Source organism: Mesorhizobium sp. C432A (assembly GCF_030323145.1).
Lineage (GTDB): Bacteria > Pseudomonadota > Alphaproteobacteria > Rhizobiales > Rhizobiaceae > Mesorhizobium.
This window is the reverse complement of the sequence record NZ_CP100470.1, coordinates 5,816,410-5,843,349: the sequence shown is the minus strand read 5'-3', so window position 1 is coordinate 5,843,349 and position 26,940 is coordinate 5,816,410. Positions and strand designations below refer to the sequence as shown.

Annotated in this window: 26 protein-coding genes; 11 read left to right on the top strand and 15 right to left on the bottom strand. The window is 63.3% G+C overall.

The features are described 5' to 3' along the window. Position 1 precedes the first annotated feature (1 nt). From NLY33_RS28655 to frp, 3 genes are all read left to right on the top strand, one after another. Positions 2–913 carry a LysR family transcriptional regulator gene (locus NLY33_RS28655; RefSeq protein WP_023704779.1) on the top strand — a complete coding sequence of 304 codons (912 nt, stop codon included), beginning with the start codon at positions 2–4 and terminating at the stop codon, positions 911–913. Between the two features lie 95 nt (positions 914–1,008). After that, positions 1,009–1,284, top strand: coding sequence for a hypothetical protein (locus NLY33_RS28650; RefSeq protein ID WP_023704780.1), 276 nt, complete (start codon positions 1,009–1,011; stop codon positions 1,282–1,284). Positions 1,285–1,359: 75 nt separating this feature from the next. After that, positions 1,360–1,695 carry a fluorescence recovery protein gene (gene frp, locus NLY33_RS28645; protein WP_023704781.1) on the top strand — a complete coding sequence of 112 codons (336 nt, stop codon included), beginning with the start codon at positions 1,360–1,362 and terminating at the stop codon, positions 1,693–1,695. A 77-nt stretch (positions 1,696–1,772) separates the two neighbouring features. Here frp and NLY33_RS28640 read toward each other — a convergent pair whose 3' ends face one another. The 9 genes from NLY33_RS28640 to NLY33_RS28600 form a co-directional block, all read right to left on the bottom strand. Next, positions 1,773–2,801 carry an ROK family protein gene (locus tag NLY33_RS28640; protein ID WP_023704782.1) on the bottom strand — a complete coding sequence of 343 codons (1,029 nt, stop codon included), beginning with the start codon at positions 2,799–2,801 and terminating at the stop codon, positions 1,773–1,775. Next, positions 2,801–3,526, bottom strand: coding sequence for a ribulose-phosphate 3-epimerase (locus NLY33_RS28635; RefSeq protein WP_023704783.1), 726 nt, complete (start codon positions 3,524–3,526; stop codon positions 2,801–2,803). The genes NLY33_RS28640 and NLY33_RS28635 overlap by 1 nt, the downstream gene beginning before the upstream one ends. Before the next feature lie 4 nt (positions 3,527–3,530). Then, positions 3,531–4,352: a sugar phosphate isomerase/epimerase family protein gene (locus NLY33_RS28630; protein ID WP_023708129.1), complete on the bottom strand. Its 822-nt coding sequence runs from the start codon at positions 4,350–4,352 to the stop codon at positions 3,531–3,533. A gap of 38 nt (positions 4,353–4,390) precedes the next feature. After that, on the bottom strand, positions 4,391–5,233 hold the full coding sequence (locus tag NLY33_RS28625) for a carbohydrate ABC transporter permease (protein ID WP_023704785.1): 843 nt from the start codon (positions 5,231–5,233) through the stop codon (positions 4,391–4,393). A 4-nt stretch (positions 5,234–5,237) separates the two neighbouring features. Continuing rightward, a complete protein-coding gene (locus tag NLY33_RS28620) occupies positions 5,238–6,134 on the bottom strand; it encodes a carbohydrate ABC transporter permease (protein ID WP_023682645.1) in 897 nt (298 codons plus the stop codon). A gap of 140 nt (positions 6,135–6,274) precedes the next feature. Beyond that, entirely contained in the window at positions 6,275–7,522 is a 1,248-nt protein-coding gene (locus NLY33_RS28615; RefSeq protein ID WP_023749745.1) for an ABC transporter substrate-binding protein, read from the bottom strand. 115 nt (positions 7,523–7,637) lie between these two features. Next, positions 7,638–8,783 (bottom strand): ABC transporter ATP-binding protein, encoded by a 1,146-nt coding sequence (locus NLY33_RS28610; RefSeq protein WP_023686996.1) that lies wholly within the window; start codon positions 8,781–8,783, stop codon positions 7,638–7,640. A gap of 89 nt (positions 8,784–8,872) precedes the next feature. Continuing rightward, positions 8,873–9,823 (bottom strand): PfkB family carbohydrate kinase, encoded by a 951-nt coding sequence (locus tag NLY33_RS28605; RefSeq protein WP_023704787.1) that lies wholly within the window; start codon positions 9,821–9,823, stop codon positions 8,873–8,875. 3 nt (positions 9,824–9,826) lie between these two features. Next, positions 9,827–10,627, bottom strand: coding sequence for a beta/alpha barrel domain-containing protein (locus NLY33_RS28600; protein ID WP_023682642.1), 801 nt, complete (start codon positions 10,625–10,627; stop codon positions 9,827–9,829). 162 nt (positions 10,628–10,789) lie between these two features. Here NLY33_RS28600 and NLY33_RS28595 point away from each other — a divergent pair, with 162 nt between their 5' ends. The 3 genes from NLY33_RS28595 to NLY33_RS28585 all read left to right on the top strand — a co-directional run bounded on the left by NLY33_RS28595 (position 10,790) and on the right by NLY33_RS28585 (position 13,950). Then, complete coding sequence (locus NLY33_RS28595) at positions 10,790–11,551, top strand: DeoR/GlpR family DNA-binding transcription regulator (protein WP_023704789.1); 762 nt, start codon at positions 10,790–10,792, stop codon at positions 11,549–11,551. A gap of 255 nt (positions 11,552–11,806) precedes the next feature. Continuing rightward, positions 11,807–12,955, top strand: a complete 1,149-nt coding sequence (locus tag NLY33_RS28590) for a Gfo/Idh/MocA family protein (protein WP_023704790.1) — start codon at positions 11,807–11,809, stop codon at positions 12,953–12,955. Between the two features lie 14 nt (positions 12,956–12,969). Further along, a complete protein-coding gene (locus NLY33_RS28585; protein WP_023708132.1) occupies positions 12,970–13,950 on the top strand; it encodes an alpha/beta hydrolase in 981 nt (326 codons plus the stop codon). On the opposite strand, the gene NLY33_RS28580 is transcribed toward NLY33_RS28585, so the two are convergent. Further along, positions 13,938–15,023 (bottom strand): LacI family DNA-binding transcriptional regulator, encoded by a 1,086-nt coding sequence (locus NLY33_RS28580; RefSeq protein ID WP_031196230.1) that lies wholly within the window; start codon positions 15,021–15,023, stop codon positions 13,938–13,940. The two genes, NLY33_RS28585 and NLY33_RS28580, sit on opposite strands and share 13 nt — an antisense overlap. A 226-nt stretch (positions 15,024–15,249) precedes the next feature. On the opposite strand from NLY33_RS28580, the gene NLY33_RS28575 reads away from it, so the two are divergent. Then, positions 15,250–16,635: an FAD-binding oxidoreductase gene (locus NLY33_RS28575; RefSeq protein WP_023704793.1), complete on the top strand. Its 1,386-nt coding sequence runs from the start codon at positions 15,250–15,252 to the stop codon at positions 16,633–16,635. Positions 16,636–16,648: 13 nt separating this feature from the next. On the opposite strand, the gene NLY33_RS28570 is transcribed toward NLY33_RS28575, so the two are convergent. Next, positions 16,649–17,293, bottom strand: coding sequence for a YjbE family putative metal transport protein (locus NLY33_RS28570; protein ID WP_023704794.1), 645 nt, complete (start codon positions 17,291–17,293; stop codon positions 16,649–16,651). A gap of 257 nt (positions 17,294–17,550) precedes the next feature. Here NLY33_RS28570 and NLY33_RS28565 point away from each other — a divergent pair, with 257 nt between their 5' ends. The 3 genes from NLY33_RS28565 to NLY33_RS28555 all read left to right on the top strand — a co-directional run bounded on the left by NLY33_RS28565 (position 17,551) and on the right by NLY33_RS28555 (position 20,739). Further along, entirely contained in the window at positions 17,551–18,192 is a 642-nt protein-coding gene (locus NLY33_RS28565; RefSeq protein WP_023704795.1) for a ThuA domain-containing protein, read from the top strand. 139 nt (positions 18,193–18,331) lie between these two features. Continuing rightward, on the top strand, positions 18,332–19,438 hold the full coding sequence (locus NLY33_RS28560; protein WP_023708133.1) for an OmpA family protein: 1,107 nt from the start codon (positions 18,332–18,334) through the stop codon (positions 19,436–19,438). Positions 19,439–19,494: 56 nt separating this feature from the next. Beyond that, positions 19,495–20,739: a caspase family protein gene (locus NLY33_RS28555; RefSeq protein ID WP_023708134.1), complete on the top strand. Its 1,245-nt coding sequence runs from the start codon at positions 19,495–19,497 to the stop codon at positions 20,737–20,739. A 58-nt stretch (positions 20,740–20,797) separates the two neighbouring features. Here NLY33_RS28555 and NLY33_RS28550 read toward each other — a convergent pair whose 3' ends face one another. Next, the gene (locus tag NLY33_RS28550; RefSeq protein WP_023704798.1) at positions 20,798–21,361 is read right to left on the bottom strand and encodes a DUF6931 family protein; all 564 of its coding nucleotides are present in this window, start codon (positions 21,359–21,361) and stop codon (positions 20,798–20,800) included. 229 nt (positions 21,362–21,590) lie between these two features. Here NLY33_RS28550 and NLY33_RS28545 point away from each other — a divergent pair, with 229 nt between their 5' ends. After that, positions 21,591–22,127, top strand: a complete 537-nt coding sequence (locus tag NLY33_RS28545) for an OmpA family protein (protein ID WP_023704799.1) — start codon at positions 21,591–21,593, stop codon at positions 22,125–22,127. Between the two features lie 79 nt (positions 22,128–22,206). Here the strand turns inward: NLY33_RS28545 and NLY33_RS28540 are convergent, their stop codons facing one another. The 3 genes from NLY33_RS28540 to NLY33_RS28530 all read right to left on the bottom strand — a co-directional run bounded on the left by NLY33_RS28540 (position 22,207) and on the right by NLY33_RS28530 (position 26,940). Then, positions 22,207–23,820, bottom strand: coding sequence for a caspase family protein (locus tag NLY33_RS28540; protein ID WP_245261078.1), 1,614 nt, complete (start codon positions 23,818–23,820; stop codon positions 22,207–22,209). A 265-nt stretch (positions 23,821–24,085) separates the two neighbouring features. Continuing rightward, positions 24,086–26,482, bottom strand: a complete 2,397-nt coding sequence (locus NLY33_RS28535) for a M23 family metallopeptidase (RefSeq protein ID WP_023704801.1) — start codon at positions 26,480–26,482, stop codon at positions 24,086–24,088. Then, positions 26,479–26,940, bottom strand: a complete 462-nt coding sequence (locus NLY33_RS28530; protein WP_023667922.1) for a DUF1036 domain-containing protein — start codon at positions 26,938–26,940, stop codon at positions 26,479–26,481. Before NLY33_RS28530 ends, NLY33_RS28535 begins: the two co-directional genes overlap by 4 nt.

The window sequence follows — 26,940 nt, the reverse complement described above, 5'->3', positions numbered from 1 at the left end:
TGTGACCGAACTCCTCAATCTCAATCGGCTTGTCTACTTCGCCACGGTGGTGGAGACCGGCTCGTTCACGGCCGCTGCCGACCGTCTCGACGTTGCCAAGGCTGTGGTCAGCCATCAGGTCGGCAAGCTCGAAGAAGAGCTCGGTGCAACGCTGCTGCGGCGCACGACCCGGCGCGTGACGGCGACCGAAGAGGGTCGTCTGTTCTATGACCGGACCGCGATCATCCTGCGCGAGGCGGAGGCAGCCTATGGCGACATTTCGCAGCGAGCGGCGCAGCCGACGGGGACGCTGCGGCTGACGGCGCCGCTCGATTATGGCGAGAAGGTGGTGGCGCCGACCATCGCCGCCTACATCAGAAAATACCCGAAAATGCGGGTCGAGACGATCTTCGACGATGCGGTCAGCAACCTGGTCGACGAGCAGATCGATCTTGGCATCCGCGTCGGCTGGCTGGCCGATTCCAGCAATCTGGCACGGCGGCTGGGCAGCCTGCAGCAATTCGTTGTCGCCAGCCCGGAACTGGCCGAGATGCTGCCTGGGAATGCCGGGCCCAGGCAGGCGAAGTCGCTGCCCTGGGTCGGCAACGCCCAGTTGCGCGGGGTGGGCCAATGGCTGTTCTCGAGGGGCACGGAAACGGTGCTGGCCGAACTCAATCCTGTCGTCAGTTGCGACAAGACACCGGGCGTTCTGTCCTGCGTGCTGGCCGGCATCGGCCTCGGCATCTTTCCGGATTACAGTGTCGCCGACGACATTGCGCGCGGCCGGCTGGTGCGGGTGTTCGCGGACTGGACCTTGCCGTCCGGTGGCATCCATGCCGTCTTCCCGCCGGCGCGCTTCAGGCCGGCCAAGGTGCGCGCTTTCGTCGACCTCCTGGTTGCAGCCGAACGGCGGCGCGCGCGCAGTGCGGGCTGATTTCGGCACCGGCCGGCAATGCCGGCGAGGGAACCTTTGTTCGGCAGGCGCTTTTGGATATGCTGCGATTCCGAACCGTCAGAAGGGTACTGCCGATGACCACCAAGATCTTTGTGACCTGCATGCTCGCTCTCGCTGTCGGCTGCAGCCTGTCCACAGCGGCTGTCGCCAAGGACAAGCATCGCCATCGTCAGCCAGAACCCGAACGCTACGTCCCCGCCCATCGCGACCTCATCTACGCCCTGTTCGGCGGCCCGCGCTACTATGACAAAATGCTGATCACCACGGCGGCCGGCCCGTGCTCTTACGACCGGGTCGGGCCGGACGCGAATGCGCTGAACAAGGTCAACGATCACCATTGCGGAAAGTAGATTGGTCCCAAAGGCGGGGTCCTGCGTCCCAGGGTTACCGGATGACGGCCGCCGCGAACACGATAGAGACAGTCGATGACCGCTGGTGAGAAATGGTCTCCGTCCGAAAAGAAAGTCGCCCGCACTGCCTATGACGCAGCGCTGAAAGTGGCGCTCGACAAGACGTTGGCTGAACTCAAGAGCAGGGCCCACGTTGCGGCAACCCCTTCCGAAATATGGGATGTCGAAGACTTTCTGCGGCAGCAGCGACGGAAGATCGACCAGATGTTCGACTATCGCTATTCACAGCTAATACAGGTCTTCGCCAATCTCATCCGGCAAGGCTATCTCGAGGAGAATCTCCTTGTTGGCTTGTCGGAAGACAAGCGGCAAACGATCCGAAAATACGCCAGCTGGAATCGCGAAGGGTAGGGGTCCTCTTCGGGGACCTTGGCGCTGCATTCAAACTGGACCATTCACCATCTTCGCGCGCGCCGCGCAGCTCGAGTTCAGCCATGGCGTGCCTCCGTGGCATCGGCGGTCGCGCCTCTGTCCTTGTCGTCCTGCGCCATCGCCAGCGGCGCACCCGGTTCGCCTTCCCGCAGGATCAGGCTCGCGGCGCCGATCAGACCGGCGCGGTCGCCGAGTTCAGCCTGCACGACCGGCACGTCGCGATAGGCCGGCATCGCTCGCTGCTGGATGACCGCTCTGATCGACGGTGCCAGAAGGTCGAACCCGTTGGAAAGGCCGCCACCCATGACAATCAGATCGGGCGAATAGAGATGCAAGAGATTGGTGAAGCCGATGCCCAGCCATTGTGCTTCCGCCTCGATCAGGTCGAGAGCGTTGGCGTCGCCGGCCTTGGCAGCCTCTACGACATGCCTGGCCGAGACGTCGCCATCATTTGACAGCCGTCGTAAGAGCGAGCCGTCGCCGGGCGCGGTCAATCGCGTCGCGCGGCGGCCAAGCGCGGTTCCCGATGCGACAGCCTCGAAGCAGCCGATGGCGCCGCAGAAGCAGCGGTCGCCTTCGCCGGTGATGGTCATGTGGCCGATCTCAGCCGCCAGTCCGCGCCTGCCGTGATAGATGTGGCCATCGGCGACAACGCCGCCGCCAATGCCGGTCGATACGGTCACGAACACCAGCGATCCGCTGCCGCGTCCGGCGCCAAAACGCCATTCGCCGAGCGCCGCCGCATTGGCGTCGTTTTCCAGCCGCACCGGCAGGCCGAAATGCTGCCCCAGAATGTCGATCAGCGGCACGTCGTGCCAGCCGGCCAGCGTCGGCGGCGCGATCACGATGCCCGCCTTGGGGTCGAGCGGTCCCGGCGCGCCGACGCCGATGCCGGCGACGTTTGCCTGCGGGTGTTCCCTAAGCAGCGTGCCTGCCAGAGCGACGATCTGGCCGATCACCGCCTCCGATCCCGCACCGGCAAGCGTCGGCGCTGAAGCATGAGCGACGATGCGGCCATCGCTTTCGACCAGCGCACCGCGCAGCGCCGTGCCGCCGAGATCGAAGGCCAGCGCAAGCTTGGTCATCAGGCGGCGACCTCCAGCCCGTGCAGCCAGGCCATGCGCCGGGCAAGGTCGGGATCGCCGAAGGCCAGCGAGCCCAGCACCACGGTCTCCGCACCTGCGGCGCGCAGTAAGGGCACGGTCTCGTGGCGGATGCCGCCATCGGCGGCGAGCACGATGTCGGCCTCGCGGCCGGCTTTGCGCATCAGCGCGCGCGCCTCGATCAGGCGCGGACACGCCTGCTCCGACAGGCTCTGGCCCTTGACGCCGATGGAAGTGCCGAGCAGCGTCACGAATGCCACTTCCGGCAGGAAGGGCGTGACGGCCGCGACCGGTGTTTCCAGCCGCAGCACCACGCCGGCCTCGGCCCCGAGTTCACGCGCCAGTTTCACGGCGCGCAGACCGGTCTCGCCGTTTTCGGCGTGCACACTGATCAGGTCGGCGCCGGCCTCGATGAACTGGCGCGTCTGTTCCTCGACGATCTCGGCTTCGACCATCAAATGGACATGGATAGGCTTTGCGGTGAGCTTGGCGATGTGCGCCACCAGGTCCGGGAAGAACAGGAAGCCAGGGGTGAAGCGGGCATCGGCGACGTCGATATGATGGACATCGGCATGGGTCTCGATGCGCTTCAAATCGCGCTCCATATTGGCGAGGTCGGCCGACCACAGCGAAAACTCGCCGATAAGCCGGTTGCGCGGCAGGGCGGCAAATGCGGCGGGGCCGGACAGGGGCTTGTTCGTCGTCATCGTCTCAGGCTCCGTAGCCGCGCATTGTCTGGCGGTTGGTTTTGACGGCGCCGGCAGGGTCGGCGGCGGCCGTTTCGGACTCTTCCTCCAGCACCAGCCAGCCGTTGAAATTGGGTGCAGCACCAGCGATCTCGATCACCTTCGCCGTGTCACAGACGCCCTTGCCCAGCATCGCCCAGGTTCCATTCGCGTCGACATCCTTCAGATGCACATAGCGGATGCGGTCGCGATAAGTGGTGAGCGTATCCGCCATGTCCTGGCCACCGCGCAAGATGTGGCCGGTGTCGGGCACCCAGCCCACCAGCGAGGCGTCGAGCAGCCCGAAGATGCGGTCGTAGTCGGCGCGGTCGAACAGCAGCGTGTTGTGATGCGAGCTTGGATGCACCGCGACCTGGACGCCGGCCTCGCGCCCGAGTTCGCCGGCTTTGTTGTAGACCTCGGCGGCGGTGGCAAACTTGCCGTCGCGCGGCCCGTCGGAAACGATCGTGGCCGAGCCCATCGACACCAGCGCGCCGGGAAAGGCGGCGGCGAAGTCGATCCAGCGTTTGGCGGTCTCGAGGTCGGCGCCGATCTCATCCCTGAGCGTGAAACCGCTCTTCGAGCCGAAGGCGAAGGAGACGAGCGTCAGTCCGGATGATTTCAGCGCGGCCGCGAACTCCGCCGGCTTGCCGGCATAGCGGCCGATCATCGTGTCGGTGATCTCGATGCCGGCATAGCCGCCATCGGCAATCGCCTTGAGCAGATCGTCCGGGCCGCCGGCGAAGCGGTCCCCGAGCATTTCCCAGGTAAAGGTCTGGCAGCCGACTTTCAGGTCTTTCACGGTCATCCTTTCATTCCTTGATCCACCTCCGTTGGAGGGATACCCTACTTGACCGAGCCTGCGGTCATGCCGGCGAGGAAGAACCTCTGGGCAACCAGGTAGATGACCAGGAGCGGCAGCGAGCCGAGCACGCTCATCGCCATCATCTGGTTCCATTCGAATGCGTGTTGCCCCATCAACAACTGGATGCCGATCGGGACGGTGCGCATGGACGTCGACTTCGTCAGTGTCAGCGCAAAGAGAAATTCGTTCCAGCACAACAGGAAGGTGTAGACCGACGTCGCCACGATACCAGGCAGTGAAATCGGGACGATCACCCGCCACAGTGCGGTCCAACTGGTGCCGCCGTCGACAGCCACCGCTTCATCGAGGTCGCGGGGCAAGGTGTTCAGATATCCCGTCATCAGCAGGATCGCATAGGGCAGCGTGAACACCAGATAGGTCAGGATCAGCGCGACATAGGTGTCGAAGATGCCATACGAGACGACAAGCCCGAAGAAGGGGATCAAAAGCGTGATCGGCGGGATCGTCTGCGTGCTGATGATGAGCGTGTTGAGGCTGCCCTTGCCGCGGAAATTGAAACGGCTGAACCCGTAGGCCGCCAGCAAGGCGATCAGCACCGTCAGCACGGTCACCGCTCCGGCCACGAAGTAGCTGTTGAAGAAGAAGCGCAGCTTTACCGGGTCGCCCAGAATGGCCGCATACGCTTCCAGCGTGAAGGCCTTCGGCAGGACGGTTGGCGGCAGGGCGAAGATTTCGGTATTCGACTTGAACGAGCTGCTCAGCATCCAGTAGATCGGGAAGGCCGCGAAAAAGAGCCCTGCGGCAAGCGCGACATGGAGCGCGGCGGTGATCAGCCTGTCTTTCGGCGTGTGCCCTTTCCTCATGTGACTACCGAGCCTTTTGATAGCGGATGTAGAACAGCGTCAGGCCGAGAGAGATCAGCAGGATGACCACGGCGCTAGCCGAGGCCTGCGATAGGTTGTAGCTCGAAAACGCCAGCTTGTACGTGTAGGTGCTGAGGACCTCGGTCGAGTAGATCGGACCGCCACCCGTCGTTATCCAGATCAATGGAAAGACCTGCATGGTCCAGATGAAGTCGAGCAGCGAGATGCTGATGATGATCGGCATCAGCTGCGGAATGGTGATGAAGATCAGCTTCTGGTAGGCCTTCGCGCCGTCGATATCGGCGGCCTCGTAGAAATCCTTGGGAATGCCCTGCAAGCCTGCGAGCAGGCTGACCATGAAAAGCGGGTAGCCCGCCCAGATGTTGGCGAAGGTGACGGCGTGCAGCGCGGTCGCGGGCGAGGAAAACCACTCGACCTTGGAACCGATGATGCCCATCTGCATGAGAACACTGTTCACGACACCATTCGGCTCGAGCAGAAGGCGCCAGATCACCGCGATAATCACCGCGGTGAACAGCCAGGGCAGTATGTACAGCACGCGCAGAATGTTGCGCAGCGTAGGATTGATGCGGTCGCTGTTCAGCATGAGTGCGAAGAGCATGCCGATGGTCATATGGAAGACGACGCTCATGCAGGTGAAGTAGAGTGTGTGCCACAGCGAGGCCCAGAACACCGGATCGGCAAAGATCGCCTGGTAGTGTTTCAATCCGGCAAAGGACGGGTCTCGACGCAGCACCGCGCTGTTCTGGAACGAATAGCCAATCACCGTCACCATTGGCAGCAGCATCAAAAGGCCGATTATGAGGAGCGAGGGTGACAGATAGAGATAGGGTGCGACCGCTCGTTTCAGTCGATGGTGGGAGCGCTTCTGCCCGGTCATGTGCGACCCCTGGGATGTGCCTTCAAGAGGAAGGTGCGCTTCAAAAACAGGTCCATCTCAAATTGCCGATCCGTTGTTGACGGGTGGCCTGGCCGAGGCCGGGCCACCCGGTGGAAGATAGCAAACGAGCAATGGGCCGCTCAGAATTTCGCCGTCCAGCCCTTTTGAGCGTTGGTTGCGGCTTGTTCCGGAGACTGCTCGCCGGCAAGCATCTTCTGAGCCTCCACGTCGAACTGGGTCATCAGGTCTTCAGCCACCGGCAGGCCCGTGAACTCGTTGGCGAGATAGCCGGTCTTGAAGATTTCGAAAGCCTTGGCGAAAGCCTTGTCCGAGGTCACGAAATCGGGCTTGGCGTTGACGTTGCCCGGGAAGGCATTTGCAAGCGACACGAGCTTGGCATTCACCTTCTCGCTCATCAGATATTGGACGAGCTTCCAGGCTTCATCCTGATGTTTCGAGGCGGCAGAGATGCCGATGCCCCAGGAGGCATAGGGAAGGCCGCGCTTGCCGTTGTAGTCCGCCACGACTGGGACCGGGATGAGGTCGAAGTTCAGCTTGGGATTGCGTTTGCGGATGAGATTCACATGCGCGAGCGAGTCGATCATCATTCCGACCCGATCGTTGACGAATTCCTCGACCTTTTCCTGCTCGGTCTTGGTGGCAATGCCGGGCGAGATGACGCCGGCGTCGTTCAGCGATTTGACGAAGGTGAGCATATCGACGACCGGCTTGCCCTCGAGAGCCGGCTTGCCCTCAACCATCATCGATTGACCCGAGGCCCAGACCCACGACATCAGGTCGTTCTGGACACCGGACGGCGTTTGCAGCGACAGCGGCAGCACCCAGCCATACTGGTTCTTGTCGGCATGGGTCATCTTCTTGGCGGCTTCGAGAAACTCCGCGCGGGTCGACGGCAGCTTGGTCACGCCTGCCTGGGCGGCGAGGTCCAGATTGACGAAGACCGGATAGACGAACGAAGCCACGGGAAACATCACCGCCTTGCCGTCCACCTTGATGATATCCGCGACCTGGGTCTTGTCGAACCCGCTCGCATCCATCATCGGGTTCATGTCGGCCAGCGCACCCTGCGCGTTCAGATTGTTCACCCAGGCGCCGTCGAGACCGACGACGTCGCTGAGCGTTCCGGTTGCGGCGCCGACCGAGATCTGGTCTCGCGTGGTCGCATAGGGACCGCTGACCAGCGTCACCTTGATGCCGGGGTTTGCAGCCTCGAAGTCGTTCATGATTGCCCTGAGCGATCCCGCCGGCAATTCGGGCTCCCACCATTGGGTGAATTCCAGCGTCGTGTCCGCCATGGCGCCGGTTGCACCAAGCAACCATGCGGCCGCGGCTATTTTCAGCATCGCGGGTCGTATCCGAAACATCATTTTCTCCTCCTTCTTCAAGATCGGCCGCACAATGCGGACGGTCGTCTGTTCATTCAGAAGCCTTCTTGTATCTTCCGCAGGCACCTCGCTCCCGCCCGCGGTCTTCCGCAGATCTTCAGATCGCCAGATGCGTTTCGGGATCGAAGAAATGGAACTTGGCATCATCCACGGCTAACCGGATTTCCGAGCCGGAGCGGACGGCGCTGATCGGCTCGAACCTCGCCACCGCGTTCGATGCCAGGCCGAAATCGTCCACCGCATCCGGATCGCCGGAGTCCACCCGGACCGCGTCGATGTTCATGTGGACGATCTGTTCGGAGCCGAGTTCCTCGATCGAGGTCACCCTGGCCGGTATCGTCTGATACTTGCGACCGGATTCAAGGCTGCTGTCATAAAGATCCTCCGGTCTGATCCCGAACACGACCTTGCGCCCCGCATACGACCTCAAGGCCGGCCTGCGCACGAAGGCTGCATCCTGCAGCCGGACGGCGAAGTCGCGAAAAGCGAGCTCGCCGCCCTTCAGGGTCGCCTCGAAAAGGTTCATCGAAGGAGAGCCGATGAAGCCGGCAACGAAGGCGTTAACCGGCGATTCATAGAGCCTCTTGGGTGTGTCGACCTGCTGCAGCACACCGCCTTTCAGCACCGCGACCCTGTCGCCCATCGTCATCGCTTCGATCTGATCGTGGGTCACGTAAATGGTCGTGACGCCGAGCTGCTTTTGCAGGCTGGTGATTTCGGCGCGCATTTGCACACGCAGTTTCGCATCCAGATTGGAAAGCGGCTCGTCCATGAGAAAGGCGGCCGGCTCGCGCACCATGGCGCGGCCCATGGCAACCCGTTGACGCTGCCCGCCTGACAGGTTCGCGGGTTTGCTGTCCAGCAAAGACGTCAGCTGAAGAGTTTTGGCGATCTCGTCCACGCGCTTCTTGCGCTCGGCCTTCGGCTTGCCTGCCAGCCGCATCGAAAAGGCGATGTTTTCGGATACCGTCATATGCGGGTAGAGCGCGTAGCTCTGGAACACCATCGCGATGTCGCGGTCCTTGGGCGGCATGTCGACGACGTCGACCCCGCCGATCCGAAGGCTGCCGCTGGTGATGTCTTCCAACCCCGCGATCATTCGCAACGCCGTGGATTTGCCGCAGCCGGAAGGCCCGACGAGGATCAAGAACTCGCCGTCCTTGACCGACAGGTTCAACTGGTCGATTGCGCGAAAACTGTTGCCGTAGGTTTTGCAGATCTTCTCAAGAATGACTTCTGCCATATTCCTCCCTCCACAAGTATAAGCCCTGATTTTTATGATTCTCCTGGGCTTGTGTTCGCCTGCGAAATGTTTCGTCGGATCGTTTCAGGTCATGCTCCAGCATCCACATGCGCATTTTTCAGGTCGACTGCTGACGGCGCGTTCGCCGATGCCAGGAGTTGCGTGACCTGGTCCTCGGTCGGAAGCGCCTCGCGCCCGCCACGCCCCGTTATCGAAACGGCCGCCGCCGCGGCCGCGAATGCGATCCGGCCCGCGGTGTCGGCTCCGCGCGTCAACGCATGGGCATAGGCGCCATGAAAGCAGTCACCCGCGCCTGTGGAGTCGACGACCGCAACCCGGTGCGGGGGCAGGTGCCAGAGACCTGTCTGTTCACGGCCGCGATAGTACACACCCCTGCCTCCATCGGTCAGAACCACGGCGGATCGCGATGACAACCACAAGGCATCGAGCATCTCGGCAGGCGATCGGCGCCCCGTGGCAGTCCGTGCAAAGCTAAGTGGAAGAATGAGATGGTCGCAGAGCGCGATCAGCCGCTCCGTGGCGGGGCCGCTGCTCCATTCGATATCGCCGAGGATCGCAAGGCCGAGATCGCGAGCCCGAGCCACGACATCCAGCGACCCGGTCGCATAGCTATCGACGATCAGGACGGTCGCGCGGCTGAGGATATCGTCCGGAAAGTCCGGAGCGGTGCCCAGCATCGCATCGTCGTCATACGCGATGAACCTTTCCCCGTCCGAGCCGACGGTGATCCGCGAGTGCACCGGGCGCGCGTCGGGATGGCGCGGCGCGAATGCGGTTTCAATACCGCTCGCCACGAGATCGAGTTGCACCGCGTCGTCCGCGGCACTGGCCAGCCATCCGACGAACCCGGCGGTTCCGCCGAGCCGCGCGACGGCGGCCAGCGCCGTCGCGACATTTCCCCCGAAGGCGCGGGTACTTTGCAGAACCTTACCCTTGCCCGCCGACAATGGCTGATCGACGTAGACGATGTCGTCGATCGCAATAGCGCCGAAGCCGAGGATCGAGGGGATGGTGGGCATCGTTCAGGCACCCGCCTTCGCCAGGGCGTCTTGCGCCGAAAGGCCGTCATGGATGACGCCGCGAAAGGCAAGCGCTGCCTTCTCCGGATCGCCGTGCCCCCAGAGATTGCGGCCGACCACGGCGCCGTGCGCGCCGGCACGGATGGCGTCCGCCGTCTGCTGAAGCGCGCCGAGCAGCGTATCGGTCTTTGGACCGCCCGCGATGACAACCGGCACCGGGCAGGTCCGGACGGTCTCCCGGAACGACTCGAAATCGCCGGTGTAGCCGATTTTGATCACGTCGACGCCGGACTCGTAACCGATGCGCGCCGCATAGGCGATCTCGTCGGGGGTGAAGACGATCTTTGCTCCGTCGGTGAAATCGCGAGGGTAGATATGCGCCACCACGGGCATGCCGTAGCGGGCTGCTGCATTCACCGAATCGGTCAGCCAGCGTATGTATTTGCCCTCGGTCGCGCCGCGCACCGGAATGGCCACGGCCAACGCATCGGCCCCGGCGCGCACCGCATCCTCGGGCGTCGCGATCAACTCGCTGATGCGATCGTCCGCAGTGAAGCAGCCCGCCTGAATCACCAGGGAAGCTTTGCCCGCATATTGCGGCCACAGATGGCGCGCGGTGCCAGGCTGGATGCTGACGTAGTCGGGTTTGCCCGCCATGACGCGTGCGAGCGCACCCGGCAGGTCGGCAAGGCCGCCTTTGCGCACGTCGCCATAGCCGACGAAGTGGTCGACCGCGCCGCCAAAAAGGTTCCCCGATGGATGCGAGAAGAGGCGCGCGAGACGCACCTTGGTTCCTAGGCTCATGAGTCCAAAATTCCCTGATCGGTTGATTTAAAAAAGCTCGATCCAGTGTTTCCGAAAGAAAAAGGAAAAACAATCTTTCGAAAGCTTTCGAATCTGCATATTTCCGGTAAGGTGAGCCGAGGCCGGCGCGATTGCTCGGCGCAGGCAGGCAAGGGCCGGGCAATGTTGTCGGAGCAGAGACGCCAATCGATCCTGGGCGAGGTGCAACGCAGCGGACAGGTTCGCATCAAGGACCTGTCGGACGGGTTTGGCGTGTCGGAGGTCACGGTGCGCTCCGACCTCGAAATACTGGACCGCAAGGGACTGCTGACCAAGACCCGTGGAGGGGCGGTGACCCGGACCACCGATTCGACGACGGCCGCGTTCGCCCGGCGGATGCAAACGAACCTCGACGCAAAGAAGCGCATCGCCCGGGCGGCGCTGGACCTGTTCGAGGACAACCAATCGGTTATCTTCGACGGCGGCTCGACCTTGATGCAGCTTGCCATGCAGTTACCGCCGCTCAGCAATGTCGTGGTCGCGGCCACGGCCATGAATATCGTGCAGCATCTTATGCATCGTCCCGGGCTCGACGTTCATATGATCGGCGGCCGGGTCTATCCCGACACGGTGAGCACGCTGATCACCGATGCCGATACGGCTCTCGGCGGCCTGGTAGCGCATCAGGTCTTTGTTGGGGCGCATGCGATAGACTCGTCACTGGATGTGGTCGACGTGAACGAAGACATGGCGCGGACGAAGCGAAACCTCGTTCGCATGGCCCGGCGCGTTGTCCTACTCGCCGATTCGAGCAAATGGGGCGTCAGCGGGACGTCCAAGGCATTTTCGCTGTCGGCCGTTGACGTGGTGATCACCGACGATGGCCTGCCCGGTCCAATACGCAGCGAGCTTGATAGGGTCGGGGCCAAGGTGATCTATGCCTGAAGCCGTCCGGTCTCTGATGCGCGACGGAAGACGCGCATGACCCACGGGCTTCGCAGCGGCCGTCGGCCGTTTTTCATGCCGGTCATGTTCTCCTCCTCACGCTGGCGGCCCCCCAATCCTGCGCCAGAATTCTCATAAGCTCTATAAAAATTTTACGCGCGTCAACATTTAAAATCCTGTATAGCGGATTGCGGGGGGGCGTGGGAACTGCAACGGTTCGTGCAGCATGCCCTTGGCTTCGGAGGAAAGCTGGAAATGCACGGAAAGTCAGAGACAAAGCTCGGCATCGGTGTCATCGGCTGCGGCAACATCTCGATGACCTATCTGCGCAATGCAGCGCTCTTCGGTGGTGTCGAGCTACGCGCCTGCGCCGACATTTCCGCTGACATGGCCGAGCTGCGCGCCAGCGAATACGGCATCCGAGCGATTGGCGTCGACACGCTGCTCGCCGACCCCGACATCGACCTCGTGCTGAACCTGACCATCCCGGCGGCGCATTTCGACATTTCGTTGTCAGCGCTCTCGGCGGGCAAGCATGTCTTCACCGAAAAGCCGCTGGCAACCTCTGCCGCCGACGGCCGCCGCCTTGTCGCCGAGGCCGCGAAGCGCGGCCTGCTGATCGGCTCGGCGCCGGACACATTCCTGGGTGCAGCCGGCCGCCGCGCGCGCCGGTTGATGGATGACGGCGCGATCGGCAAGCCGGTGACCGGCACCGCTTTCATGATGGGACGGGGCATGGAGCACTGGCATCCCAATCCGCAATTCTATTATCAGCCCGGCGGCGGTCCGGTGTTCGACATGGGTCCCTACTACCTGACCATGCTGGTCAACCTGCTCGGACCGGTCGAGCGCGTCATGGCGATGGCGACGCGCGGCCAGGAGGAGAGGCTGATCACGGCCGACGGGCCGTTCAAGAACACGACACTCAAGGTCGGCACGCCGACCAACATAGTGTCGCTGCTCGAATTCCGTTCCGGCGCCACCGTCACCTTCGGCGCCTCCTGGGACGTGTTCAAACACTCCAACCATCCGATCGAACTGCACGGCACCGAAGGCTCGCTCAGGCTGCCCGACCCCGACACGTTCGGCGGCACCGTTTCGCTGTCGGAGCGTGGCGCCGACTGGGTCGATTTCGCCAGCGACAGCGAACTCTACGGCGCCCGCAACTGGCCCTATTCCGCGCCCGACCGCGCCAATTACCGCATGCTCGGCGTCGCCGATCTGGCGGGCGCGCTGGCCACGGGCAGAAAGCCGCGCGCCTCCGGTGAGCTGGCGCTGCATGTGCTTGAGATCATGGAGGCGATCCTGGCTTCGGGCGAAAGCCGTGGCTCGGTTGCCGTCAACGGCACGGTCGACCAGCCGCCGCTGCTTGGCGAAGAGGAAGCGGCAACCCTGCTTGCCTGACGGGAGGTTCGTCCGTGACATCGCCACCGTCCCTGCCGACACTCGATCCGGAGGCCCGGCATGTGCTCGAGCTCGGCAGCCAAGCCGGTGCGCCGCCGTTCGAAACGGGAACGCCAGAACAGGCGCGCCGTGCCTACAATGAAGGCTTCCCAAACCTGCAAGGCGAGCGTGAACCGGTCGCAGCACTCAGCGAGCGCATCATCGCCGGACCCGGCGATCCGCTGAGGCTCAGGATCTATCGCGGGCAGGGCGCGCCTTCGGCAGGCGCTCCGGCGCTGCTCTATCTCCATGGCGGCGGCTGGGTGATCGGCAATCTCGACTCGCATGACGAGATCTGCCGCTGGTTCGCCAACGAGGCAGGCGCTGTCGTCGTTTCCGTCGACTACCGGCTGGCGCCGGAACACAAATTCCCGGCGGCAATAGAGGATTGCCGATCGGCACTTGCCTTCATGCAAAGCGCCGCGGACGAACTCGGCATCGACGCTGCCCGCATCGCGGTTGCCGGCGACAGCGCGGGCGGCAATCTCGCCACGGTGCTCGGCCTGCTCACGCGGGGGGACAAAAATCCGCCGGCAGCGCAGCTGCTGTTTTATCCCAACACCGATGCCGGGCAGACGACGGACAGCTATCGCCGCTTCGCCATAGGCTTTGGCCTGACCGCCTCGACCATGGCCTGGTTCCGCGACCATTATGTCCGCAATGCCGCCGACATCGGCGACTGGCGTACCTCACCGCTGAAGGCGGAAAGCCTCGCCGGTGCGCCGCCCACCTTCATCGCCATCGCCGGTCACGACATCCTCGCCGACGAAGGCGAGGCCTATGCCAGGCGTCTGCAGCAGGCCGGCGTGCCGGTCGTGCTGGAACACTGGCCCGGTCAGATCCACGGCTTCGTCTCGATGGGCCGTCACGGCCCGGCAGCGAGACAGGCGGTTGCCGCCGCCATTGCCGCGTGGCGAAGCTTCGATCCTGCCTTTGGAAAGGCTCAAGCGGACTGACGCATCACCAGGGCGGCGTCGAGGCTGACCTTCGGCGCGACGTTTGCCCTATCCTCGTTGAGCAAAGCGAGCAGTGTCTCGACGCTGCGCCCCGCCATGGCGGCAAAATCCTGCGCGATGGTGGTCAGTGCGGGGCAGGTGTAGCGGCTCAGCGGATGGTCGTCATGGGCGGCGATACGCAGGTCGCAATCGGCCTTGCGGCCGATCTTCAGCCCTTTCGCGAAGGCTGCCGCCATCACGCCGAAGGCCAGGCGGTCATTCGCACACAGTATGGTCTTGCCGGGCAGACCCCCGGTCTTGCCGGGCAGACCCCCGGTCTTGCCGGGCAGACCTCTGGTCTTGCCCGGCAGGCCGCTGGCCCCGAGCATCTGTTCCATCTGCTCGTAGCCGATGCGCTCGAAATCCCATGTGTAGTCTCGGGTGTTGCCGATAACCACCGGCTCCTGGCCAAGCTGACGCATCGCGGCGACGTAACTGTTCAGGCGCTCCGGCGAATTGTGATTGACATGCGGGATGTCGAAATAGATCGGGGCGTCGCCGGAGCGGCAGAGATAGTCGACGATGGTCGAGACACTCTGGGCATTGTTGTTGCCGACAAAGGGCGTGCCGCCTTCGAGATAGGTATCGAAATAGACGACCGGCATTGTCTGAGTCAGCTTCTCCAGCGTGCGCCGGTCCGAGCGCAAGCCGAGCGGCGCGATCAGCGCGCCCGAAACTTTCAGCGACAGGATGGTACGTGTCGCCTCCATTTCGAGCTCGGTTGAGCCATGCGAGGAGATGACGATCGGCCAGTAGCCCTCGTCGCGCAGCCTGAGCTCGATGCGGCTGACCATTTCGGAATAGAAGGGATCGGTGACCGTCGGTACGACAATGCCGATGGCGCGGGTGCGCTTGCGGTTGAGGTTGCGGGCAAACAGATTGGGCTGGTAGTCGGACGACCGCAACGCCTCTTCGATGCGCTTGCGCGTTGCCGGCTTGACGCTGGTCGGATCGTCGAAATATTTCGACAGCGTCGGCCTGGAGACGCCGCAGGAGCGGGCGAAATCCTCCATCGTCTTGTGCGTCATTGGCATTCAATCCTCGTCTGGCACGCGCCAGAACCTCGGTCATCCCTTGACGCTGCCCACGGTCCTGCAGCCGGCGCGTCTGCCACGCAACGGCAGACGAAATTTACAGGAAACGTCAGTGGGTTCAACGCGCAATGACAGATTATACCGTGCGTAAATTTGTTCAATTGACGCGAAAATTGTCGCGCATCAAAGTCTCGGTTACAAAGAGCGCTGAAACAGTCCAGGCACCATGACACAACAGATCGATCGGCTTCTTTCCCAGCTTTATCGTCGGCTCGATGCCGCCGCGGTTGTGATCGGCGATGCTATCGATCCGCGCTACAGCGACGACCTCTCCGGCAAGGGCGGCGGCCAGCCCGAACTGGTCTTGCGTCCGCGCAACGCCGCCGACGTCGCCGAAATCCTGCGCCTATGCAGTGGTATCGGCCAGAAGCTGGTCGTCCATGGCGGCCGCACCGGGCTGGCCGGCGGCGCGCGCGTGCAGCCGGGCGAAGCGGTGCTGTCGCTGGAGCGCATGACCGCGGTCGAAGCGCCCGACGGCGCCGCGGCAACCATCATCGCGGAAGCCGGCGCGCCGCTGCAAATGGTGCAGGAAGCGGCCGATGCGTCCGGCCTGATGTTCGGCGTCGATATCGGCGCGCGCGGCACGGCGACGGTCGGCGGCAACATCGCCACCAATGCTGGCGGCATTCGCGTGCTGCGCTACGGCATGTACCGCGCCCAGGTGCTGGGGCTGGAGGCCGTGCTTGCCGACGGCTCGATCCTGACTTCGTTGCGTGGCCTGGCCAAGGACAATTCGGGATACGATCTCAACCAGCTTTTCATTGGCAGCGAAGGCACGCTGGGCGTGGTTACTCGCGCCTGCCTGCGGCTGCATCCCAAGCCCGCCACCGAGGTTGCCGCCTTTTGCGCACTTGGCTCGCTGGAGGCGGCGATTGCGTTGCTGGGGTTGCTCAAGCAGCGGCTCGGGCCCTTGCTTTCGGCCTATGAGGTAAACTTCTCGCCGCTCTACGGCGCCATGATTGCCGGCATGGCCGCGCCGGCGCCGCTGCCTGCCGGCGCGCCGGTTTATGTTTTGGCCGAGATCCAGGGCAACCAGGCCGAGCTGGACGGCGAGCGTTTCGCTTCGGTGCTGATGCAGGCGGTCGAGGACGGCATCGTCGCCGACGTGGTCGTCTCGCAGTCGCCGCGCGAATTCCGTGCGCTATGGGATGTGCGCGAAGAGGCCAACCGCTTCCTGTTTGCGATCGAGGGCATGATCGGCGTCGACATCAGCATCCCGTTGGCGACCATGGCGGGTTTCCTGCGCAACGCCGAAGCCGCGATCCACGCCGTCGACAACCGCGCCGAGATCTACGTCTTCGGCCATCTCGGCGACGGCAATCTGCACTATCAGGTCGACACCACGGAACCGGCGGCCGCCTATGAGATCATCTATCGCGGCGTGGCGGCATGCGGTGGCGCCGTCTCGGCCGAGCACGGCATCGGCCTCGACAAGAAGAAATGGCTGAACCTCGTGCGCTGCGACGCCGAAATATCAGCCATGCGCCGGCTGAAGGTGGCGTTCGATCCGCACAACATTCTCAACCCAGGGCGGATTTTCGATATCATTTGATCGCCAGGAGAATCTAGCTTGCAACTGGCGAGAGCAGCGCGTGTAAGTCGACCGTTCTCATCTGCTCGACGCCGTCCAGAGTCATATTTCCCGCGACATAGACGATGATTGCCAGACCGAGCCAGCCGATCCAGCGATACCTGGCAAGCAGCGCCGCCACCAGCGTCGAGGCGACCGCCATCAGAACCACCGACAGGATGAGACCGAACACCAGCGCATTCATGTCGTGGGCGGCGGCGCCCGCCACGGCCAGCACATTGTCCAGCGACATCGAGACATCGGCGACGACGATCTGCAGGATCGCGGTGCGCAGCGCCTTGGCCGGCCGCGCCGTCGCAAGTGCTACGGCTTCAGTGTCGACGTCCTCGCCGTCGCCGGCCGAGCGCAACTCCTGGAACATGTTCCAGCACACCCAGAACAAAAGCATGCCGCCGACCAGCATGATCCCCGGAATTTCCAGCAGCTGCACCGCGATCACCGCAAAGACAATGCGGATCACCGCCGCCGCGGCAATGCCGGCGATGATCGCCTTCTGCCGCAACGCCTTGGCGAGGCCTGCGGCCGCCATGCCGATCACCACGACATTGTCGCCGGACAGCACAAGGTTGATGGTGATGACTTCCAGATAGGCGGCGACAGTCGTCTGGTCGAAACTCATAGAGCGGTCTCCCCGGAAGGCTCCGGCTGGTTGCGGCGGATCGGACCGATGTCTGCGCAAACGCGAAGACAGCTGATTTGAGTGCAGCCCGGCATTGAAACAAGACGCCAGCGCGGCCAATCGGTCCTCATCCACGGAATTCATCGCCGGGTCGTGATTTCCGACCAGAAATGCCCGTCCCAGAATGCCCATCATGGAAGGGAAGACAAAAGCGTTCCGCTTGCCTATCAATATTGCCGACCAAAGGAGAGACGAGCATGAGCAAGACGGCACTGATTTGCTGGGGCGGATGGGAGGGTCACACGCCGGCCCGCAGCGCCGCTGTCGTCAGCGAGATATTGACCGGGCATGGCTTCGAGGTGCGGACAGAAGAGGGCACATCGGCGCTTGCCGATCCGCAGCTCCCGGCCATCGATCTGATCGTGCCGGTGATCACCATGTCGACGATCGATAAACCGGAGCTGCAAAACCTCACCGCCGCCGTCAGCGGCGGGACCGGCCTTGCCGGCTTCCATGGCACCATGGGCGACAGTTTTCGCAACGAACCGGCCTATCAGTTCATGACCGGCGGCCAATGGGTCGCGCACCCCGGCGACATCATCGACTACCGTGTCGACATCATCAGCGACGATCCGATCGTCAGGGGTATCGAGGGTTTCGCCTACCATTCCGAGCAGTATTACATGCATGTCGACCCGAGCAACGAGGTGCTGGCGACGACGACGTTCAGCGGTGGGCATCTCGATTTCATCGACGGCGTCGTCATGCCCGTGGTCTGGAAGCGCCGCTACGGCAAGGGCCGCGTCTTCTTCAGCGCGCTCGGCCACACCGCGGATGAGTTTTCCGTGCCGCAAATGCGCACCATCTTCGAGCGTGGGGTGCTGTGGGCCAGCCGGTAACCGGGGCCTGTCCAAGCAAGCAACGGCGATATTACGCCTCCGCTACTCGCTAAGCCCCGGCTAACGCACTATGCTGACTGAGGTCACGGCATTCGACCGCCGTCATCGCAACTGAAATGTGTTGTCACGGGGGGCATGTATGTTCGGGGTCGTCGGATTAGTAAGGCATGGAAAGCCGTCGCAGCGCTGGCGTCCGCCGGCTCTGGTGGTCGTGGTGTTCGGTCTGTTGCTGCTTGCGCCGCAGGTGGCCAACGCGCAGCCGCACTGGACGCTCGATCCGGCGAATTCGACACTCACCTATCAATCGGTGAAGAAGAACACCATTGTCGAAACCAACAAGATCAGGAACCTCTCGGGCACGCTGACATCGGATGGCGCCGCCAAGGTCACGTTCGACCTCAACTCGGTCGACACCGGTATCGACCTTCGCAATGTCCGCATGCGCTTCCTGTTCTTCGAAACCTTCAAATTCCCGACGGCGGAAGTGACGGCGAAAGTCGATCCCGCCGCTTTTGCCGATCTCGCCACCAAACGGCGCATGAGCGCGCATATCCCGTTTCGCCTGAGCCTGCACGGCGTCGACAAGGACCTTGAGGCCAATGTCGTGGTCACCATGATCACCGACAGCATGGCGTCGATCGCCTCGGAGGCGCCGGTCGCCGTGCATGTCGAGGATTTCGGCCTGTTGCCCAACATCGAAAAACTCCAGCAGGCGGCCAATGTCAGCAGCATCGTCCCGACGGCTTCGGTGTCGTTCGACTTCGTCTTCACCGCTGATGGGGCCAAGCCGGCGGCGGCGCCTGCCGTCGCGGCCGCAGCCCCAGCCGATGCCGGGCCGGTCGCCACAGATGCAGGCAAGACGTCCTTCAGCGACGATGAATGCCTGAACAGGTTCGAGGTGCTGTCGCGCACCGGCGCCGTCTATTTTCGCCCAGCCAGCGCTCGGCTCGATGAAAAGAGCCGCCCGCTGCTGGCCGAGGTGGTCGGCGTCGTCGGCAAATGTCCGAAACTGAAGGTCGAGGTTTCGGGCCATACCGATTCCGACGGCTCGCCGACGGCCAACAAGAACCTGTCGGAACGACGCGCCAAGGCGGTCGCCGACGCGATCATCGCTGCGGGCATTCCATCGGCGCAGATCACGGCTTCCGGCTATGGCGAGGAAAAGCCGGTGGCGCCGAACGATACGCCGAAGAACAAGGCGCTGAACCGGCGGATCGAGTTCTCCGCCACGCCGCTCTCCAACTGAGCCGGTCCTTAACTGAGAAGGCCCGTCAACCGAAAAGGAATCCGGTGCGTTTGGACATGATTGCAAGTTGCGGCAACTTCATGCGCGGCGTCGGCCTCGCCGTGCTGGCGCTTGCGTTGACCATGACCATTACCATGACCGCGGCCAGTGCCGAACGCCGCATCGCCCTGGTGCTCGGCAATTCCCATTACCGGAACGCGCCGGTGCTGCCCAATCCGGTGAACGATGCGCAGGCAATGTCCGATCGCCTGAAGGGGCTGGGCTTCGAAATCGTCTCCGGCCTCGATCTCACCAAGGCGCAGACGCAGGAAAAGATCGCGCAATTCGCGCGGCAGGTGCGTGGCGCCGATATCGCGCTGTTCTTCTATGCCGGTCATGGCCTGCAGGTCTCGGGCAGGAATTACCTGCTGCCTGTCGATGCGGCGCTGGAGGACGAGACCTCGCTCGACTTCGAAGCCGTGCAGGTGGACTTCATCCTGCGGCAGATGTCGCGCGAGACCAGCATCAGGCTGGTGTTCCTCGACGCCTGCCGCGACAACCCGCTCGCCGATGTGCTTGCCAAGGAGACTGGCGGCGACAGCACGGCAAGCAGCGGCCTTGCCGAAATACCGATCGAGAATGGCGGCGCCGGCACGCTGGTCGCCTTCGCTGCCAGTCCCAACCAGCTCGCCTATGACGGACCGGGCGAGCACTCGCCATTTTCGGCGGCGCTGCTTGCCCATATCGGCGAGGTCAACGTCTCGATCACCGAAGCGATGAACCGGGTTACGTCGGATGTGTTCAAGGCCACAGCCGGACGCCAGCGGCCCTGGATCAACGTTTCGCTGACCACCGATGTCGTGCTTCACAAGGTCGATCTCAAGGCGCCGCTGATCGTCGGCGATTCCGGCGCGGCTGCGCCCGAAGGCGATACGCAGGCGCGCACCGGCGCGGCCGCCAATCCGCCGGGTACGGACGCCGGCGAGCAGGCGCTGGAACAGCTGCGTGAGGAAATTCCGAAGCTGGGCTCGGACGCGCCAGTCCTTTTCGACGTTCCGGTCAATTTCGGCGACCCGGCGATCGACGGCAAGAGCATCGCCCAACTCATCCAGGGCAAGCCGCACTTCAGTCCGGTCGAGGGCCTGGAAAAGTCCGTCTGGGACAACCAGTGCAGCAACTGTCATCAATGGACCGAGGAGCGGCTGTGCGACCAGGCCAAGACCTACGTCACCAATGATGTCTCCGTGTTGCGCCTGCAACACCCGCTGGGCACGCGCTTCAAGGTGGCACTCGGCAAATGGGCGCAAAACGGCTGCAAATGAGACCGCCAACAATGGGTTGGATCAGATTTCAATGAAATCTCATCACGATCCAGAGCAATCAGGCTCGGCGCAGCGCCTCGGTTTCGGCCAGCTGGATGCCCATCTCGACAAAGGCGGTGAGCACGGAGAAACGGTCCGCCACCGCAACCCGCGCCAGTCCGGCCAGTATGCCGGCATTGACGGCATGCGCAGCCGGCAGCGGCCGCAGCCTCGACCCGTTGGTCTGCGGCGTCAGGCCATTGATGTGCCGTTGCGCCGCTAGCGCGATCCAGCCGGCAGGCGTGTGCTGCTGCGTCATCGCCGCCCCGGCGACAGCCTCCCGGCGGCTTGCATTGTTGGGGTCGCCGACCCAGTCCTGGATCAGGGCCAGCGTTGCGAGATCCTGCTCTTCGAGCAGCTCGGTCAGATGCCCAAGGCACTCATGCCCCCACCAGATTGCGGCCCGGTCAGGCAGGAGATAGGCGCAAAAGGTAATCGCTTCCTCGGGGATGCGCCCGGCCATCAGCCGGCGGCAGAACTCGAGCGAGGGCTGGTCGGTCGGAACGGCCGTCATGTCCCGGGCGACAGCCGTGTTCGCGGCGAAGAGATCGCGTGCGGTCTGGAATCGAAGCCCGTTGACCATCGCTGCTGTTATCCTCCCCCAGCCCTCACTCAACCCGCCTGCGAGGCGCGGGTCAAGTCTGTCGACCACCACATGTCCATGACGTTGTTCACAGACAAACGCCTCACGGTTTGGTATATTCCACAGCCGACCGTGATCTCGACAGATCATTGTCGAACAGGAAGAGTTGGCCCGGATCCATGGATCGGGCCTGAGTGAAAATCGGATGCTCGAAACGGGAGTAACCGTTATGCAGCGGCACATTTCAGTCTTGGCATTGGCGACCGTGCTTTTCTCGACGCACGTCTATGCCGACCCACTTCAGAAATCGGAAGACATTGTGAAGTTCTTTGCCGGCGCTATCGATCACGGCGCGGCACGCGGGATTTGTGTCGGCACCGAGGACGAGTGCAAGAGCAAGACCAGCCAGAAAGAAAAGCCTCCGGAGAAGACCGGCCTCGATATGCTGATCAATTTCAGCCTGGATTCGTCCGAGCTCGACGCCAAGGCGCGCAGCGAACTCGACGAATTCGCCAAGGCGCTGAAGGACGATCGGCTGAGCAAGCTGTCCTTCGTCGTCGAAGGCTATACCGACGCATCCGGCTCGGCGACCTACAATGAGGGGCTGTCGCAGCGCAGGGCGCAGTCGGTGACGGCCTTCCTCGAATCCAACGGCATCGAATCCAACCGCATCAAGGCGGTCGGTCTCGGCGAGGCCAATCCACGCAACCCCGACCCCTACGATCCTGTCAATCGCCGGGTCGAGATGCGGATTAAGGCGCAGTAGCTTCGCCGGCTGCGTCTTCCGGCCATCAACGCCGCGCGTCCAACGGACACGCGGCGTTTTTGTCGTTCGATGTGATCGATCAGTTCTTGAGCACGCCGCCGACTGCTACGCCGGTGCCGAAGATCAGCGCCTTGGTCAGGAAATCATTGTTGTCCCGCGGTGGCGGTTCATCCTCGCGCACGACCTCTCGGTTGCGCCTTTTCTGCACGAACTGCTGTTGTCGGCGCGGCTTCTGGGCGTACTGCTTCTTGCGTGGCTTTTCCGCCACCGGCTTCAGCGTGCGGGCCTTCTGCACCACCTGTTTCTTCTGCTTGTCCACTCCGGCCTGGTCGGCCTCGTGCTTGGCACGAACGGCCTCCATCATCGGGTCCGTCTGGATAACCAGGAACGCCAGTTGCTCGCGCGTCAGGAAGGTGGTCGGAGGCAGCCCGTTCCCCTCTTGCCAGTCGCCGATCGCTTGCCGGGTCTTGGCGCCAATATTGCCGTCGACGCGGCCAAGCTCGTTGCCCAGCGCCTCGACGCGCAATTGCAGGTCGATGCGGCCCTGGCGATCGAGACCGATCGCGTTCTCCGTCGCCTCGGTGCCCAGCACCTTCTTCATGTCGTCCGAAATGCCGACCGAGGTGCGCACGGCAGAACCCGAGTTCGCTTCGTCGGCATCGAGCGCTGCCACCTGCCGTTCCTGGGCTTTCGGATCGTTCAGCGCATCGATGTTGAGCTGCGCCACCGTGGCGAAGCGGCCATTCGGGAACTGTTCGAGATAGGCTTCGTAGAATGGCGCGGTGTTGCGCTTCGAGGCCTCGTCCCAAAGCCGCTGCTCGACTTCCCACGAAGGCGGTTCGCTGGTGACGAGAGCAGGAGCGGGCGCTGCCACGGCGTTCGCGTCATCGGCGGCCGGTTTTACCATCGGTGCGGCTTCGGCGGCCGGTTTGCCAAGGAAGACCTCGCGGCCCAGCGATGCGTTGTGCCATGGCCGCTGGCGGCCTTGCGTGGTCTCGGCCACTTCGCCGCGCACCCGCGTCAGCGCGCTCTGGATCTCGACGCCGGGTTCGGTCAGGTGCCTGGCGAGCGCGGTCGAGTAGGGGCTGTCGACGCCGTTGCCGTCAAAGGCGATGGCGCCCGGGTCGGTGGCATAGGCAATCAGGATGCCGCCGGTGCCGACGCCCTCTGATTTAGGGTCGATCGGCGCCAGGCCGGTGCCCAGCGCGGTGGAGCGGGTCTTCGGCATCGAGGCCGCCAGTGTCCGTGCCAGCGGATTGTCGCGGCAGGCATCAAGGATGATGACGCCGACCGCCGGGTCGGGCGGCAGTGCGGCCATGAAGTCGTCGATCTGGACGGTGCGGGTCTTGAGATAGGCAGGTGACGTCAGTTCGGCGTCGACCGGGATCAAAAAGTTCTTGCCGTCGACTTGCATGCCGTGGCCGGCATAGAAGATGACGGCGAGGTCGGCATCGTAGGACTGCTCGGTGAATTTGCTGATCAGGCTGTGCATGCCGGCATTGTCCTGGTCGACGCCCTCGATCACCTCGAAGCCGGCATTGCGCAGCGTCGATGCGATGAGATGCGCGTCATTGGCCGGATTGGGCAATTCGACGGCATGGACGTATTTGCTGTTGCCGATGACCAGCGCGACGCGTTTGACGCCACCGGCATCCGGCGCCGCCGCCTGGACGGTGCCAAGCGCGGTCAGCATTAACAGAAAAAATCCGCTCAAAAGGACGGCAAACGCTTTCATGGGATCGGCCTTCCGCCCCAATGGGGCGCGTTATTGATGGCTGTGCATGCTAAATTTCACCAGCGACTGTATCGCTTCTGCCAAAATGGCTGTTGGGCGTATGTGATCCCAGCCACAGTTTTGGTTCACAAGGACCCAAAAACCTTCCCAAATATCCGCAAACATACCATTCGCCGGCCTCAGAACCAATCGGCTTGGCGAAAGCCGGGGCGAACTGCCAGCTCTAGCCCGGCTCAAGAGTATTTTGGATCGAGCCGACCAGTGCCGTTATCGCCTGCTTGTATTTTTCGAACTCCGGCGATGTCTGGCGGACTTCCGTCGTCGTCTGCTGGCCCGCATCGGTGGTGGCGGGCGTCGGCAATTTGCGGCCCATCTTCCGTTCCGCCCAGTCGACGACGTAGCTGGCGGTCTTGCCGGCAAGAAACGGGTTGGCCTGGATAACGGACGAGCCGAGCACGGCGCTCAACTGCGCCGATCCCGGCGACGCCAGCACCTGATGGGCGCCTTCCATACCGAGGAAATGGCAGAGATAGAGCCGGCCGGCGGTGATCTGGTGGCCACGCGCCTTGAGATAGGCTTCGCCCTCGCGCGCCAGATTGCGCACCATCTCACGCGAGATGGTGGCGTCGTAGCGCAAAGCGAGCAGGTCTGCGGTCGACAGCGAGCGCGCCAGTTCGGGACGATAGGTGTTCATCATCCGGATCCAGGTCTTGGATATGAACTGGCCGGCGCCTGTCGCCGAAGACAGCGGGTTCTTGGCCCGCGCGCTACCGCCCGATTCGACGTGGACGATACGGTCGGTCAGCGTTTCGACGGCGGGATCGCTGGAAGTGACGGCGATTGCAGCGGTCACTGTTCCGAGCGGATCGATCGCCTGACCGCTCTGATAGAGTTCGAAATGCAAATGTGGCCCGGTCGACAGGCCGGTGGTGCCGATATAGCCGATAATGTCGCCGGCCTTCACCTTGGTGCCGACACCGCTGGCAATGGCGAATTTCGACATATGCGCGTAGCGCGTCTCGCGGCCGCCGCCATGGGCGATCTTGACCACATTGCCGTAGCCGCCGCCGTCGCCCTGGAAGATGATCTCGCCGTCGAAGGCTGCTGCGATCGGGGTCCCCACGGGTGCTGCCCAGTCGACGCCCTTGTGGATGCGAACAACGCCCAGGATCGGATGCTTGCGCGGCCCGAAGGTCGACGTCATGACACCGTTGACCGGCGTCACCATGCCGTTGGCCACCGTCAGCGAGCGCACCTGGTCATCGCCCGAGACGCAGGAAAACTGGCCGTCGCTCTGCTGGAAAACGAAACAATCCAAGCTCTTTTGCGTGCCTTGGATACCGACATAGAGCACCCGTCCGTCGGTCTCGTTCTTGCCGCGCGGCGTCTGCGAATAGATCAGCACAAGACGCTGGTCCTCGCTGGCGAAAGCATCCAGATCCTGTCCCCGCGACAGATACATGATGGCTTCGCCGATGATGCCGCTCGGCACATTGTTGCGGGCCGCCGTCGAATAGATCGCGTCGAGCAGGCGGTATTGCCGTTTCTGCGTGCCTTCGGTCTCGGCGCCCGAATAATTGAACAGGTCCTCGCGCACCCACGGGTCGACGCCCGACACGAAGGCACCGGCCGCGTTGCGTGTCAGCGTGCCGACAAAGACGTTCCTGGCATAGATCGAGACCTGCATCAGCGACATCGTCGTGGTCTCGCGCGTCGGCCTGAAGCCGCGCATCGCCACGACATAACCAGGCTGCAGGCCGTCCTTGTCGAACAGCGCCTTCAGCGCCTCGCCGGCAAGCTTTGCGTCGTCGGCGGAAAAATGCGCATCGAGCGCCACGCTGTCCAGGCTGCGGTCGTTGAGGATTTTCACGAAAATGTCCTGGGTCGCCTCGAAGCGCTGGTATTCCGAGCTGACGGTGGCAACGCTGGTGTTGTTTTCGACCGGTGTCTTCTGAAAGGCGGGGAGTGCTGCTTCGCCCTCATCGATGGTCTCGCCCCAGCCGGCCTCGGGGTCATCGGCCGCCGCCGATGCACCCGGAGCGGCTTGCGGGTCAGGAGCTGGGCCGGAGGCCGCCGGAGCCCCGTCCGCGCCGGGCGATGGTTGAAGATCGTTCTGCAGGTCATTCTGCGGATCGCTGGGTTCGGCGGGTGGCGCGACCGCGGTCTTCCGCTGCGCCTGAAAGAAAGCGAAATCCTCTTGCGTCGAGGGGATCGTCGTCATGAATTTTTCGCTGGCGCTCAGCATCACGTCGGAGAGAACCATGATCTGAGGGGAGATACCGGCCTGGTCGAGCTCCGCCGGGCGCGGCATCCCGCTGCTCTTCGCGGCGCCGGCCTCCGGCGCCAGTGTGATCCACATCGGGTCGCCGGCAAGGTCGATGATGGCCGGCACGTAGACCGATGCGTCGGCCGGCACGTCGTCCGAGCCTTCGACGGCATGCAGTTCCTCGTCCTCGTCGCCGAACGACCAGTAGTCGGCGGTAAGATAGAAGCCGGTGGCAATCGCGGCGAGGACGATTGTCGCCAGGCCAGCCGCCAGCCCGAGCCAGATCCTGCGCCTGCGCAGCGCGGCGCGCGCCTGCTTCTTTGCTTTGAAGCTGGTGTCGATGCTGTGCGTCACGGCGCGCTTCCGGTCAGGAAGAAGGTCCAGCGCACCTGTTCCTGGGTGTCGACTTCGAGAAACTTCGCCGCGATATGGCCGCGCTGCCAGCATTCATCGATGCCGCGGATCGAGAACCGCCGCCGCTCGATGCACATGTCGGTGGAGCCTGCCAGAATGGCGTGGCCGAACACATCCGTCGCGTAGATGTAGATGTAGCGGTTGGTCAGCTCCTCGCGGATGACGTTGACGCATTGATTGGCGCCGATGGTCCACCAGCCATCGGTCTGGTCGGCATCGTCGACCTTTTGGCCGACGGCAAGATTGACGACATCGAGCGTCTGGTTGCAGACGGTGAATTCGGCGCGCGCTTGCCCGGTGGAAAGAAGCGCCAGCAACAGCGTCGCGACCGCGCTCGCGGCGAGCTTCACCCGCACGTTCCGGGCAAGCAGGACGGGATCTCGGCGACGACGTTGCAT